Annotated in this window: 12 protein-coding genes and 1 riboswitch; of the genes, 10 read left to right on the plus strand and 2 right to left on the minus strand. The window is 65.1% G+C overall.

The genetic code is table 11. The annotated features are described in order from the left end of the window. The first annotated feature begins 30 nt into the window (after nucleotides 1–30). Nucleotides 31–235, plus strand: a riboswitch (cobalamin riboswitch). A 110-nt stretch (nucleotides 236–345) separates the two neighbouring features. The 10 genes from HU772_RS15005 (at nucleotide 346) to lspA (ending at nucleotide 12,684) form a co-directional block, all read left to right on the plus strand. Then, nucleotides 346–2,466: a TonB-dependent receptor gene (locus HU772_RS15005; protein WP_186662048.1), complete on the plus strand. Its 2,121-nt coding sequence runs from the start codon at nucleotides 346–348 to the stop codon at nucleotides 2,464–2,466. 837 nt (nucleotides 2,467–3,303) lie between these two features. After that, nucleotides 3,304–4,143 carry a glutathione-dependent disulfide-bond oxidoreductase gene (gene yghU, locus HU772_RS15010; RefSeq protein WP_186659776.1) on the plus strand — a complete coding sequence of 280 codons (840 nt, stop codon included), beginning with the start codon at nucleotides 3,304–3,306 and terminating at the stop codon, nucleotides 4,141–4,143. Between the two features lie 159 nt (nucleotides 4,144–4,302). Beyond that, nucleotides 4,303–6,006 (plus strand): amidase, encoded by a 1,704-nt coding sequence (locus tag HU772_RS15015; protein ID WP_186659774.1) that lies wholly within the window; start codon nucleotides 4,303–4,305, stop codon nucleotides 6,004–6,006. Between the two features lie 88 nt (nucleotides 6,007–6,094). Continuing rightward, a complete protein-coding gene (locus tag HU772_RS15020) occupies nucleotides 6,095–6,796 on the plus strand; it encodes a helix-turn-helix transcriptional regulator (protein ID WP_186659772.1) in 702 nt (233 codons plus the stop codon). A gap of 14 nt (nucleotides 6,797–6,810) precedes the next feature. After that, complete coding sequence (locus HU772_RS15025) at nucleotides 6,811–7,728, plus strand: pyridoxal-phosphate dependent enzyme (protein ID WP_186659770.1); 918 nt, start codon at nucleotides 6,811–6,813, stop codon at nucleotides 7,726–7,728. A gap of 89 nt (nucleotides 7,729–7,817) precedes the next feature. Continuing rightward, the gene (locus tag HU772_RS15030) at nucleotides 7,818–8,441 is read left to right on the plus strand and encodes a TetR/AcrR family transcriptional regulator (RefSeq protein ID WP_186659769.1); all 624 of its coding nucleotides are present in this window, start codon (nucleotides 7,818–7,820) and stop codon (nucleotides 8,439–8,441) included. Between the two features lie 34 nt (nucleotides 8,442–8,475). Next, on the plus strand, nucleotides 8,476–9,141 hold the full coding sequence (locus HU772_RS15035) for a M24 family metallopeptidase (RefSeq protein ID WP_186659768.1): 666 nt from the start codon (nucleotides 8,476–8,478) through the stop codon (nucleotides 9,139–9,141). Nucleotides 9,142–9,374: 233 nt separating this feature from the next. Continuing rightward, on the plus strand, nucleotides 9,375–10,472 hold the full coding sequence (gene nspC, locus HU772_RS15040) for a carboxynorspermidine decarboxylase (RefSeq protein ID WP_186659767.1): 1,098 nt from the start codon (nucleotides 9,375–9,377) through the stop codon (nucleotides 10,470–10,472). Between the two features lie 36 nt (nucleotides 10,473–10,508). Continuing rightward, complete coding sequence (locus HU772_RS15045; protein ID WP_186659766.1) at nucleotides 10,509–11,753, plus strand: saccharopine dehydrogenase family protein; 1,245 nt, start codon at nucleotides 10,509–10,511, stop codon at nucleotides 11,751–11,753. Between the two features lie 442 nt (nucleotides 11,754–12,195). Further along, complete coding sequence (gene lspA / locus HU772_RS15050; protein ID WP_186659765.1) at nucleotides 12,196–12,684, plus strand: signal peptidase II; 489 nt, start codon at nucleotides 12,196–12,198, stop codon at nucleotides 12,682–12,684. Nucleotides 12,685–12,718: 34 nt separating this feature from the next. Here the strand turns inward: lspA and HU772_RS15055 are convergent, their stop codons facing one another. Further along, nucleotides 12,719–13,564: a type 1 glutamine amidotransferase domain-containing protein gene (locus tag HU772_RS15055; RefSeq protein ID WP_186659764.1), complete on the minus strand. Its 846-nt coding sequence runs from the start codon at nucleotides 13,562–13,564 to the stop codon at nucleotides 12,719–12,721. Between the two features lie 13 nt (nucleotides 13,565–13,577). Further along, on the minus strand, nucleotides 13,578–13,883 hold the full coding sequence (locus HU772_RS15060) for a putative quinol monooxygenase (protein ID WP_186659763.1): 306 nt from the start codon (nucleotides 13,881–13,883) through the stop codon (nucleotides 13,578–13,580). Nucleotides 13,884–13,950 lie beyond the last annotated feature (67 nt).

Below are 13,950 nucleotides of genomic sequence, written 5' to 3' on the forward strand. Positions count from 1 at the left end.
AACGATTGACTCCCTGGCGCTTCGATGGTCAGATGCGCGCCAGTTTCAGGTGCCCTGCGCCGCCGCGCGCAAGGTGAAACGGGAAGCCGGTGAGTCGTCCCCACGACAAGTCCGGCGCTGCCCCCGCAACGGTAAGCGAGCGAACCCTTCGACAGACCACTGTGCCTCGGCATGGGAAGGTGAAGGCTTCACGACCCTCGCAAGCCCGGAGACCGGCCTGAGGCTTCACTTGGCAACCCGCGGTGGGCGGGCGCAGGCCGGTATCCGCGTGCGCGCCTGCCTACGCGGTTCGCCTTTGCGTGTTCTTCCACCGGGATCCATTCATTCCTGCAGCAGTGGAACGACATGTCCCGATTCAACAAGCTTCACACCCTGGCGGCGTGCCTCGCCGTCTCGATCCCGGCCCTGGCCGATGAACAGCCCGGTAGCCTCACCCTGCCCTCCACGGCGATCACCGACAACCGCGACCCGCAGGTGGTCGACCTGGCCACCCCAACCCAGGCCGGCTCGCGCCTGAACCTCAGCGCCCTGGAAACACCGGCCAGCACCAGCACGCTGAGCGAAGCGCAGATCCTCGGGCGCAACAACCAGACCGTGCAGGATGCCGTGACCCGCTCACCGGGCATCACCTTCATCGGCACGCCGGGCGACGGTGGCACCGGCCTGTCGGCCCGCGGCTTCAGCGGCCAGAGCTCGGTGATGACCCTGTTCGATGGCTCGCGCCTGTACGCCGGCGCCGGCACCCTGACCTACCCGGTCGACCCGTGGATGGTCGAGCGCATCGATGTAATCCGCGGCCCGGCTTCGGTGCTATATGGCGAAGGCGCCACTGGCGCGGTGGTCAACGTGATCCCGAAAAAGCCTTTCGACGGCGACATCCGCAACCACCTGCGCCTGGGCTACGGTTCCTGGGACCGCCAGCAGCTGGGCCTGGACAGCGGTGGCAGCCTGAGCGAACGCCTGAGCTACCGGCTCACCCTCAACCAGCAGGCCAGCAACGGCTGGGTCGACCGCACCGACTCGCGCAGCCTGGCGCTGTCGGCCGCGCTGCGTTTCGACGCCACCGACGACCTGAGCTTCACCTTGTCCCACGAGCGCGGCGACGCGCAGCCGGCCAACTACTACGGCACCCCACTGATCGACGGCCACCTGCGCGGCAGCCTGCGCAAGAAGAACTACAACGTCAGCAACGACCAGCAGCGCTACCACGACGAGTGGACGCGGCTGAACAGCGACTGGCAGATCAACGACAGCCTCAGCGCCAGCAACCAGCTGTACTACATCAAGAGCCGCCGCCACTGGCGCAATGCCGAGGAGTACGCCTGGGATGCCGACAGCGGGTTGGTCGGGCGCGCCAGCTTCCTGGAAATCAAGCACAACCAGGAACAGATCGGCGACCGCCAGAGCTTCACCTTCGATCACGCGCTGTTCGGCCTGGCCAGCAAGACCGTGGTCGGGGCGGAGTACAACAAGATTCGCTTCAATGTCGACAGCAACTCGCCCTACAACGACGACGGCAGTGACCCACTCGACCCTTGGCAGCCCACCCCCGGCGGTTTCCACAGTGGCTCGCCGCTGCGCCCGCAGATGCTGTCCAAAACCAGCACCTTTGCGCTTTTCGCCGAAAACCGAACGCAACTCACCGAGCGCCTGTCGTTGGTGACCGGCGTGCGCCGCGACCAGAACCATATCGATCGCGACAACCTCGTCGACGGCACCCGCAACGACCGCAGCCTGCGCGGCGGTAACTGGCGCGCTGGGCTGGTGTTCGCGGCCACCGACGATCTGTCGTTGTACGGCCAGTACTCCACCAGCGAGGACGGCGTCGGCGACCTGCTGACCCTGCGACCGGAAGACCGCCTGGAACTGACCGAAGCCAAGCAGACCGAACTGGGCTTGAAACAGCGCTTCTGGGACGGACGTGGCGAGTGGACGCTGGCGGCGTACCACATCGTCAAGAAGAAGTTGCCGGTCTATGACGTGGTCTCCAAGCGCAGCCAGCAAGCCGGCCAGCAGACTTCCGATGGGCTCGAAGCGAGCCTGGAATTGGCATTGGGCAACCAGTGGCAGGTGTCGGCCAACGCCGCGTTGGTGCGGGCCAAGTACGATGATTTCCTGCAACGCAGCGGTGGCGTTGTCTACGACCGAGCCGGCAATCGCCCGCAAGATGTCCCGCACCGAACCGCCAACCTGTGGTTGAGCAAAGGCTTCGGCCAGGCGGTCGACGCCGGCATCGGCCTGCGCTATGTGGACGCACGCTACACCAGTGCCGCCAACGACGCCCAGGTACCGGGCTACACCGTGGTCGACGCCAACCTCGGCTGGCAAGTGCTGCCCGATGTGCGCCTGGGCCTGCAACTGAACAATCTGTTCGACCGCCAGTACGCCCAGTCCAGCTACAGCGGCGAGCAATGGTTGCTGGGCGCGCCGCGGTCGTATTTCGCCACGCTGGACTACAGCTTCTAAGGCCACGGCCTCGAACCCTCGCCATGCGATATTGCAGGCAAACCTGGCACCAGCTACGCCGGTGTTCGCGGCTGAAGCCGCTCCCACAGCAACCGCGCCGGTTTCATGGCATGCACCACACCTGTGGGAGCGGGCTTACCCGCGAACCAAGCGACGCGGTGCCTGGCACCGGCTACGCCGGTGTTCGCGGCTGAAGCCGCTCCCACAGGGACCGCGCCGGCATCAAGCCATGCGCTACACCTGTGGGAGCGGGTTTACCCGCGAACCAAGCGACGCGGTGCCTGGCACCGGCTGCGCCGGTTTCATGGCATGCACCACACCTGTGGGAGCGGGCTTACCCGCGAACCAAGCGACGCGGTGCCTGGCACCGGCTTTGCCGGTGTTCGCGGCTGAAGCCGCTCCCACAGCGACCGCGCCGACCTCAAGGCATGCACCACACCTGTGGGAGCGGGTTTACCCGCGAACCAAGCGACGCGGTGCCTGGCACCGGCTGCGCCGGTGTTCGCGGCTGAAGCCGCTCCCACAGCGACCGCGCTGGTTTCATGGCATGCACCACACCTGTGGGAGCGGGTTTACCCGCGAAGCAAGCGACGCGGTGCCTGGCACCGGCTATGCCGGTGTTCGCGGCTGAAGCCGCTCCCACAGCGACCGCGCTAGCTTTAACAGATGCCTCGAGCGCTTGGCGGGATTGCTTTCACAGCTGATGCCACCTGTAAATCCTCGCCGTTCGATATCCGTTATGCATCGATTGCATTTGTCCCCCGCGCCGAACCCATGGCATGAATGCAGGTCCACGCCTTTACTTGGCCGCATTCCGCCTACCAGGAGATTCCGCGCATGAGCAAGCCCGAGTACATTCCGCCCAAGGTCTGGACCCACCAGGCCCCCTCCGGAGGCCAGTTCGCCAGCATCAACCGTCCGGTCGCCGGCCCCACCCACGACAAGCCGCTGCCGGTCGGCAAACAGCCACTGCAGCTCTACTCGCTGGCCACGCCCAACGGCGTCAAGGTCACCATCCTCCTGGAGGAACTGCTCGCCCTCGGGCACGTCGGCGCCGAGTACGACGCCTGGTTGATCCGCATCGGCGACGGCGATCAGTTCGGCAGCGGCTTCGTCGGGATCAACCCGAACTCGAAGATCCCCGCCCTGCTCGACAACAGCGTCGAACCGCCGGTGCGGGTATTCGAGTCCGGCTCGATCCTGCTGTACCTGGCCGAGAAGTTCGGCGCCTTCCTGCCCAAGGCCCCGGCCGCGCGTACCGAGAGCCTGAACTGGCTGTTCTGGCAGATGGGCTCGGCGCCCTACCTGGGCGGCGGTTTCGGCCATTTCTATGTGTATGCGCCAGAGAAATTCGAATACGCCATCAACCGTTTCACCATGGAAGCCAAGCGCCAGCTCGATGTGCTCGACCGACGCCTGGCCGAAAGCACCTACCTGGGCGGCGACGAATACAGCATCGCCGACATCGCCGTCTGGCCCTGGTATGGCCAGCTGGTGCGCGGCAACCTGTACGGCGCCGCCGAGTTCCTCGCGGTGGATGAATACCGCCATGTGCAACGCTGGGCCGAACTCATTGCCCAACGCCCAGCCGTGCAGCGCGGCACCCGGGTCAACCGCACCTGGGGCGACGAAGCCAGCCAGGTGCCAGAGCGTCATTCAGCCACAGACCTGGACTGAGCCTGGAGCGGCCTTGCCGAGGCTTCGGACCGACAAGGCCGCGCGGCCAGAATGCCGCGCTGCAACGAAGCATTTCCCCACTGCATGCCTGCGCCCCTCGGGACCTTCTTGCTACACTCGCCGCCATGATTTTTCCACCTGCACAACTGTGGTGACAGCATGATCGAGGTAACCGAGGTTTCCATTGCCGAGCTGCGCGACGCGCTCGAGTCCGGCCGCACGACCGCCGTCGAACTGGTCAAGGCCTACCTGGCACGCATCGACGCCTATGATGGCCAGGACACCGCCACCGCGCTCAACGCCGTGGTGGTGCGCAACCCTGAAGCCCTGAAAGAGGCCGAAGCCTCCGACGCCCGTCGCGCCCGTGGCCAAACGCTCGGCCCGCTGGACGGCATCCCCTACACCGCCAAGGACAGCTACCTGGTCAAGGGCCTGACCGCCGCCTCCGGCAGCCCGGCGTTCAAGGACCTGGTCGCCCAGCGCGATGCCTTCACCGTCGAGCGCCTGCGCGCCGGTGGCGCCATCTGCCTGGGCAAGACCAACATGCCGCCCATGGCCAACGGCGGCATGCAGCGCGGCGTCTATGGCCGCGCCGAAAGCCCGTACAACGCCAACTACCTGACCGCGCCGTTCGCCTCGGGCTCGTCCAACGGCGCCGGCACCGCCACCGCCGCCAGCTTCAGCGCCTTCGGCCTGGCCGAGGAAACCTGGTCCAGCGGCCGCGGCCCGGCTTCGAACAACGGCCTGTGCGCCTACACCCCATCGCGCGGAGTGATCTCGGTACGCGGCAACTGGCCGCTGACGCCGACCATGGACGTGGTCGTACCCTACGCCCGGACCATGGCCGACCTGCTGGAAATTCTCGACGTGGTGGTCGCCGACGACGCCGACAAGCGTGGTGATCTGTGGCGCCTGCAGCCATGGGTGCCGATCCCGGCCGCCTCGAGCGTGCGCCCGGCTTCCTACCTCGACCTGGCCGCGGATGCCGGGTCGCTCAAGGGCAAGCGCTTCGCCGTGCCGCGCATGTACATCAACGCCGATGCCGAAGCCGGCACCTCGGAAAAGCCGGGTATCGGCGGCCCCACCGGCCAACGCATCAACACCCGTGCCAGCGTGATCGCATTGTGGCAGCAGGCCCGCCAGGCCCTGGAAGCCGCTGGCGCCGAGGTGGTCGAGACCGACTTCCCACTGGTTTCCAACTGCGAAGGCGACCGCCCCGGCGCGCCGACCGTGTTCAACCGCGGCATGGTCAGCAAGGAATTCCTCCATGACGAGCTGTGGGAACTGTCCGGCTGGGCCTTCGACGACTTCCTGCGCGCCAACGACGACCCCAAGCTCAACCGCCTGGCCGATGTCGACGGGCCGCAGATCTTCCCCCACGACCCGGGCACCCTGCCCAACCGTGAGGATGACCTGGCCGCTGGCATGGATGAATACGTCAACATGGCCAAGCGCGGCCTGAAGACCTGGGACCAGATCGCCACCGTGCCCGACGGCCTGCGCGGCCTGGAAGCCACCCGCAAGCTCGACCTGGAAGACTGGATGGACGCCCAGGGGCTGGACGCCGTGCTGTTCCCCACCGTGGCCGATGTCGGCCCGGCGGACGCCGACATCAACCCCGAATCGGCGGACATCGCCTGGAGCAACGGCATCTGGGTGGCCAACGGCAACCTGGCGATCCGCCATCTGGGCGTACCGACCGTCACCGTGCCGATGGGCGTGATGGCCGATATCGGCATGCCTGTGGGGCTGACCTTTGCCGGCAAGGCCTACAGCGACAACAATCTGTTGAAATTCGCCGCCGCGTTCGAGTCGACCGGGTCGCGTCGCATGATCCCGCCGCGCACGCCAAAACTGGGCTGATCCACGCCCCACGAAACGCTTGAACAGCGCTCGCCAAATTCAACCAATTGTGTAAAATTCAACACAATATTGAATTTGGCGAGCCTCCATGCCCCCTTCCGATCCCCTTCACGAACGCCAGCTCACCCTTACCGTCCTCAAGGCCACCCTCCAGGCCCTGGGCAGCGTCGCGCCCAACAACCTAGAAATCCTCCTGCACGACCTCGACCACCCGGAACACTCCGTGGTGGCCATCGTCAATGGCCATCTCTCCGGCCGCCGGGTCGGCAGCCCGATCCTCGCCGCCCCTGAACAAGACCAAGGCTTCAAGGCACTGATGCGCGCCACGGTCGAGCAGCGCGGCTGTGACCCAGTGGTATTGCCCGACTACCCCACCACTCTCAAGGGCCGCACCCTGCGCAGCGCCACGGCGATTTTCCGCGACAGTACCGGCCACCCCTTCGCCAGCCTGTGCGTGAACAGCGACGTCACCGGCCTCGACGCGGCCATGGCCTTCCTCCAGCACTTCCAGCCGCTGGGCGCGGCCTGTGCCACGCCCAGCAATGCCGAGCCCGCCGACATGGCGGTACTGATGACCGAGATCATCCAGGACGCGCTGCTCCACAGCGGCCAGGGCCGGCTGAGCAAACAGGCCAAGGTCGAGGCCGTGCGGGTCATGCAGGAACGCGGCCTGTTCATCGTCAAGGGCGGCGTGAAGAAGGCCGCCGAAGCCCTCGGCGTCACCCGCTACACCGTCTACAACTACCTGGAGCAGCTGCGTGGCGAACACACGCCAGCTGCCCGCGACTGACCTCAGGAGCTCCCATGCCATTGCATATCCATACCCCGCTGATCGAGTCCCGCCCCCTGTCGCGCACTGCCGGGCGCCCGGTGTGGCTCAAGCTCGAGGCCCTGCAGCCCTGCGGCTCGTTCAAGCTGCGTGGGGTCGGCCACGCCTGTGAAATACACCAGGGCCGTGGCGCGCGGCATTTCGTCTCGTCTTCAGGCGGCAACGCCGGCCTGGCGGTGGCCTATGCCGGGCGCAAGCTGGGGTTGCCAGTCACGGTGGTGGTGCCCGAAACCACCACCGAGCGGGCCAAGGAGTTGTTGCGCCAGGAAGACGCCAGCGTGGTGGTGCATGGCAGTTCCTGGCAAGAGGCCAACGCCCACGCCCAAACGCTGCTGGGGCCGAACGATGCGTTCATCCATCCTTTCGACGATCCACTGTTGTGGGCCGGCCATGCCAGCATGATCGACGAAGTGGCGGCGGCAGGCGTCAAGCCCGACGCGGTGGTGCTCTCGGTCGGTGGCGGCGGGCTGCTCAGCGGCGTGGTCGAAGGTCTGCAGCGCAATGGCTGGCACGACGTTCCGGTGCTGGCGGTGGAAACCGAGGGCGCAGCTTCGCTGCACGCGGCCATCGAGGCCGGGCATACCGTGGAACTGCCCGGCATCCAATCGGTGGCGACCTCGCTGGGGGCCAAGCGGGTGGCCGAGCAGGCGCTGGCCTGCTGCCGCACCCATACCGTGCACAGCCACCTGGTCAGCGACCGCGAGGCGCTGGATGCCTGCGAGCGCCTGCTGCTCGACCAGCGACTACTGGTGGAACCGGCCTGCGGCGCCGCGCTGGCGTTGCTCCAGCACCCGGAAGTGCTCGCCCCCTACGCAAATGTGCTGGTGATCGTCTGCGGAGGCGCGACGGCGACCCTGGAGCAGATCCGCGCCTGGCGCGAACAGCTAGCCTGACTCCGCCCCGGCACGGAACACCGATGGCAGGCAGGACCGCTAACGCTATATACTTTTCAATATAGCGAACCAGACATCCTGCCTTAGCCATGCCCAGTATCCGTGACCGCAACCTGCAACTGATCCTTGCTGCCGCCAGCGAGGAGTTCGCCCTTCACGGCTTCGCCGCCGCCCGGGTCGATGCCATCGCCAACCGCGCCGGCCTGCCCAGGGCCAATGTGTTCTATTACTTTCGCAACAAGCAGCAGCTCTACAGCGCCGTGCTGGACCTGGTGATGGAGCCCTTGCTGCGCGCAGCCCGCAGCCTGGCGCCCGAGGCGCATCCACAACAGGCCCTGCCCCATTACTTCAAGGCCAAGGCCGAGGTGGCCCGCCGCCACCCCCATGCCACGCGGGTCTGGCTCAAGGAGATGCTCCACGGCGGGCAACGCCTGCCTGTCGAGCGCAGCGAGGCCCTGCGCCAGAGCACCCGGCAGAACCTGGCGTGCCTGGCGCAGTGGATGGAACAAGGCCTGATTGCCCGGACTGCGCCGGAGCACCTGCTACTGTTTCTCTGGTCCACGCCCCTGGCCAGTTTCCGCTTTGGCGAGGCGCCCGGCAGTTCGGCACGGCTGAAGCCGACGCGGGCGTCGACCCAGGCCCTGGCCGATCTGTTCCTGCGTGGCGTGCGCCCAGAGGTCGAGGCGGCGAAGCTTATCGCTGTATTAACATAACCATAACGATAGACACCCGATGAGGAGTACCGGCATGACTGCCGCCAACACTGCAAAGGAAGCTGTGGGCGCACCCTATCAGCTGGAACTGATGAAGCATGCCCAGCGCATGACCTGGCAGGCCGTTGAGCGCATCGCTCAGGGCATCGGCCCCGGCATGCGCGAGTCAGAAGCACGAGCCTTGGGCCAAAGCGTGCTGGAGGAACTGGGCATGCAACGGATCTGGCACCCCACCCATATCCGCTTCGGCAGCAATACGCTGAAAACCTTCAAGGAGCGTTCCGAGGGGGATCCGCTGCTGGGGGAGCACGACATTTATTTCATCGACATGGGCGTGGTCTTCGAAGGCCATGAGGGAGATGCCGGTGCCACCTTCGTCACCGGCGAAGATCCGCAAATGCATGCCTGCGCGCAGGCCGCCAAGACACTGTTCGAAGCGGTCGAAGCTCATTGGCGCTCACAGCGGGTGAACGGCGTGGAACTCTACCGCTTCGCCGCCGAGCGCGCCCAGCAGATGGGCTGGCGGCTCAACATGGATATCAAGGGCCACCGCGTCAGCGACTTCCCCCACGCCATCTATCGCGGTGGCAACCTGGGCGATTTTGACGGGCAACCCAGCGCGGGGTTGTGGATCCTGGAAATCCAGATCGCCCACCCCGAACTGCCTTACGGCGCCTTCTACGAAGACCTGCTGAGCTGACCGCGTCCCGCTAGGCGCCGGCCATGTCGGTGTTCGCCGGCCAGCCGGCGCCTGCGACATGACCCAGCCAAGCGGCACCTCACCACGGCGCCGCTTCGGATGGTCACATTTTCCTGTTCAACTGAGCGTGCGCCGGCAACTCGGACGAAAAGCGCCCCGCGCCCTTTCGTAGCGCGACAAGTGAAGGCACAATGCGTGTCCTTTTTTTGGCTGGCCAGGCCGGGGGCCTTTAAATGATCAAGACGCCTTACTACCTCATCGACAAACAGAAACTGCTGGGCAACATGGAAAAGATTGCCTATGTGCGCCAGCAGTCCGGGGCCAAGGCCCTGCTCGCCCTCAAGTGCTTCGCCACCTGGTCGGTGTTCGACCTGATGCAGCAGTACATGGACGGCACCACCTCCTCCTCGCTGTTCGAGCTCAAGCTCGGCCGCCAGAAGTTCGCCGGCGAAACCCACGCCTACAGCGTGGCCTGGGCCGACGATGAAGTCGAAGAGATGCTGGAGAACTGCGACAAGATCATCTTCAACTCCATCGGCCAGCTCGAGCGCTTCGCCGAGCAGTCCGAAGGCAAGGTTCGCGGCCTGCGCGTCAACCCGCAGGTGAGCAGCTCCGACTACCTGCTGGCCGACCCGGCACGCCCGTTCAGCCGCCTCGGTGAATGGGACCCCGAAAAGATCGAGAAGGTGATCGAGAAGATCTCCGGCTTCATGTTCCACAACAACTGCGAGAACGGTGACTTCAGCCTGTTCGACAAGATGCTGTCGCACATCGAAGAACGCTTCGGCCACCTGCTGCACAAGGTCGAGTGGGTCAGCCTGGGTGGCGGCATCCACTTCACCGGCGAAGACTACGCCGTGGACGCCTTCTGCGCCCGCCTCAAGGGCTTCGCCGAGAAGTACGGCGTGCAGGTGTACCTGGAACCAGGCGAAGCGGCCATCACCAACAGCGCCTCGCTGGAAGTGACCGTGCTCGACACCCTGTACAACGGCAAGCACCTGGCCGTGGTCGACAGCTCGATCGAAGCGCACCTGCTCGACCTGCTGATCTACCGCCTCAACGCCAAGATGGCCCCCAACGATGGCGCGCACACCTACATGGTCTGCGGCAAGTCGTGCCTGGCCGGCGATATCTTCGGCGAGTATCAGTTCGACAAACCGCTGCAAATTGGTGATCGCCTGTCGTTCGTCGACACCGCTGGCTACACCATGGTCAAGAAAAACTGGTTCAACGGTCTGAAGATGCCGTCCATCGTGGTCAAGCAGCTCGACGGCAGCGTCGAGGTGGTGCGCGAGTTCGGCTTCGACGACTACGTTTCCAGCCTGTCCTGACGGACAGGCCCTTTGAAGTAAGGAGCAACAGGTAAATTGAAGAAGAACGTTCTTATCATTGGTGCAGGAGGTGTCGCCAAGGTGGTGGCCCACAAGTGCGCACAGCATAACGACGAACTCGGTCGTATTGCGATTGCGTCACGGAACATCTCCAAATGCCAGGCCATCATCGACAGCGTCAAGGCCAAGGGTAGCCTCAAGGTACCCGCCGACATCCAGGCCTTCGCGCTCAATGCCCTCGATGTCGAGGCGACCAAGGCACTGATCCGCGAGACTCAATCGCAGATCGTGATCAACGTTGGTTCCGCCTTCCTCAACATGTCGGTGCTGCGTGCCTGCATCGATACCGGTGTCGCCTACCTGGACACCGCGATTCACGAAGAACCGGGCAAGATCTGCGAAACCCCGCCCTGGTATGGCAACTACGAGTGGAAACACCTCGAGGAATGCCAGCAGAAGAACATTACCGCCATTCTCGGTGTCGGCTTCGACCCGGGTGTGGTGAACAGCTACGCGAAACTCGCGCAGCAGCAGTATTTCGACCGCATTGATTCGATCGACATCCTCGACGTCAATGCCGGGTCCCACGGCAAGTACTTCGCCACCAACTTCGACCCGGAAATCAACTTCCGCGAGTTCACCGGGCAAGTGTGGAGCTGGCAGAACAGCCAGTGGACCAGCAACAGCATGTTCGAGGTCAAGCGTACCGACGACCTGCCGGTGGTGGGTTCGCAGAACCTGTACCTGACCGGCCATGATGAAGTGCACTCGATCTCGAAGAACCTGAACGTGCCGAACGTGCGCTTCTGGATGAGCTTCGGCGAACACTACATCAACGTGTTCACCGTCCTGAAAAACCTTGGCCTGCTCTCCGAGCAACCGGTGAAGACCGCCGAAGGCCTGGAAGTGGTGCCGCTGAAAGTGGTCAAGGCCGTGCTGCCGGACCCAGCCTCGCTGGCCCCGGGCTACACCGGCAAGACCTGCATCGGTGACCTGGTCAAGGGCACCAAGGACGGTCAGCCGCGCGAAGTGTTCATCTACAACGTGGCCGACCACGAAGAGGCCTACGCCGAGACCGACAGCCAGGGCATCTCCTACACCGCTGGCGTGCCGCCGGTGGCGGCGGCGCTGCTGGTCGCCCGTGGCCAGTGGGATGCCGGACGCATGGTCAACGTCGAGGAACTGCCAGCCGAGCCGTTCCTCAAGGCGCTGGACGTGATGGGCCTGCCGACCCGCGTCAAGGATGAGAAAGGCGATCGTCCGTGGGACGCTGAAGCCTGAGTCATCGCAGTAAGCAGAAGGGGCGCCGCTTGGCGCCCCTTCTGCTTTTCCAGGCCTGGCCTATTCGCGGGCAAGCCCGCTCCCACAGGGACCGCGCACGCCTTGTGCCAAGCACTGAACCTGTGGCACCGCGCACGCCTTGCGCCAAGCACTGAACCTGTGGGACCGCGCACGCCTTGTGTCGAGCACTGAACCTGTGGGAGCGGGCTTGCCCGCGAAGAGGCCGGCGCAGGCGCCTCCAGGGTCAAGTCGAGCAGCCTCTACGTCGCCCGCCTGCACCGCCTGAAGCCTACCGCCTCGAACACCGCCCACCCCCCTCTGAATGGGTGCCCGGGCCCGGGTTGCGCCGGCCCAGGCTTTCAGTCTGGCCCCGCCTGCGCTATCTTCGCCGCGCTGCCGGCTTGCCCGGCAGCCGCACTCGTGCACTCAAGGAACCGCCAGCATGTTTTCCAGCCGTACCCTCGTCCTGACCCTGGGCATCGCCTTCATCATTCTCGACCAGTGGGTGAAGCTCATCGCCCTGGTCGCCCTGAACAACCACAGCTATGTCTATGGCAACCAGAGCGTCTGGCTGGACCTGGCCCTGAGCCTCAACCCCGGCGCGTTTCTCAGCCTCGGCGCCGGGCTCGCGCCATGGCTCAAGCAACTGGTGTTCGTGGTCGCCGTCGGCGTGGTGTGCGGCTGGGCCATGGTCTGGGCTTGGCGCCACTGGCAATCGGCGCCGGTGAAGGCCAGCGCGGCCTGGTTCATCGCCGTGGGCGGGCTGTCCAACCTGATCGACCGGGTCTTTCGCGATGGCCACGTGGTCGACTACCTGGTGCTCAACATCGGCACGCTGCACACCGGCGTGTTCAACCTGGCCGACATCGCCATCATGGCCGGCGCGGCAGTGCTGGTGGTGGACGGCCTGACCCGGCCGAGCAAACGCTGAGCGGCAATTATCAACGTCTCGAAAGGGCTGGTACCTAGCGCGAGGCAGCCTCCAGCCGCTCCAGCAACGCCTTGGCCAGCGCCTTGTCGGAGAACGGATTCTGCCCGGTGATCAACTCGCGATCGACCACCACATGGGGCTTCCAGGCCTGGGCATAACTCATCGAACCGCCCGCGCCGGCCATGGCCTTGGCCGGGTAGAACTGCAAGCGCTGGGGCTTGAGCGAACCTTCGAAGACCTGTTCCTCGGGGTCGGAGAAGATCGTCATGCGGTAGCCCTGGTAGGCCCAGTCACTGGCCGCCGGTGAATCACCACGGGCCAGCGCGGCACGGTAGGCGACCGGGTCCTGCTGGGCTGACAGCAGCGTGATTGGCCCATGGCAGATGGCGGCGGTCGGTTTGCCGGCCTGATGGAAGTGCCGCAGCAAGGTGCCGACGTCCGGGTTGTTGGCCAGGTCGATCAGCGGCGCGTGCCCACCGGGAATGAAGATCCCGGCATAACGGTCCAGATCACCTGCCAGCACCTCTTTCACCGACAGCGTGTCGTGAATACCCGGCAGGCCCTCCACGACCTTGCCGATACGCTGCATTTCGCCAGCGTCACCGCCAAAGTACAGCGGGTCCACTGAACGCTCGTCAACGCTGGGAGCATTGCCCTTGGGCGTCACCAGCACCAGCGTGTAACCCGCCTTGAGCAACTGGTCGGCCGGCACGCCGAATTCGTTGAGGTAGTAGCCGGAGGGGTACGACTTGCCGTCCTTGAGCGGCAGCTGGTTTTCGCTGGACAGCAACACCAGCACCTCGCCCTTCGATTCAGCGACGGCCTGGCCGGCCAGCAGCACGCCGGCCAGGGCCAGGGCGATGGGGGCAATCCTGTTCATGGCAATCTCCTGATCAGTTGAACGGCGCGATATCCAGCGGACGGGCGAGCTGCACCTGGGTCGGCGCGGCCAGCCATTCGGCGGTGCTGGCGCGGTAGGCCTGGTAATGGGCACTGCTGCGATGGGCCTCGACTGCCGCCTCGTCGACATACAGCTCAAACAGGTCGAAGGCCAGCACCTGGCCCTCGCGGATGAACAGGTCGTAACGCAGGTTGCCGGGCTCGGCGCGAGTGTGCTCGACCATCAGGCGCAGAGCCTGCTCGGTGGCTTCACGGTGTTCGGGGTGGGGCTGGATGGTTGCAAAAATGGCGATGGCCATGGCGTTCTCCGCAAAGGGATCGAAGTCAATGCGCCCATCCTAGCCATCGCGCTAAGATTCGATAATT

It is taken from the genome of Pseudomonas xantholysinigenes, from assembly GCF_014268885.2.
Taxonomy (GTDB): Bacteria; Pseudomonadota; Gammaproteobacteria; order Pseudomonadales; family Pseudomonadaceae; genus Aquipseudomonas; species Aquipseudomonas xantholysinigenes.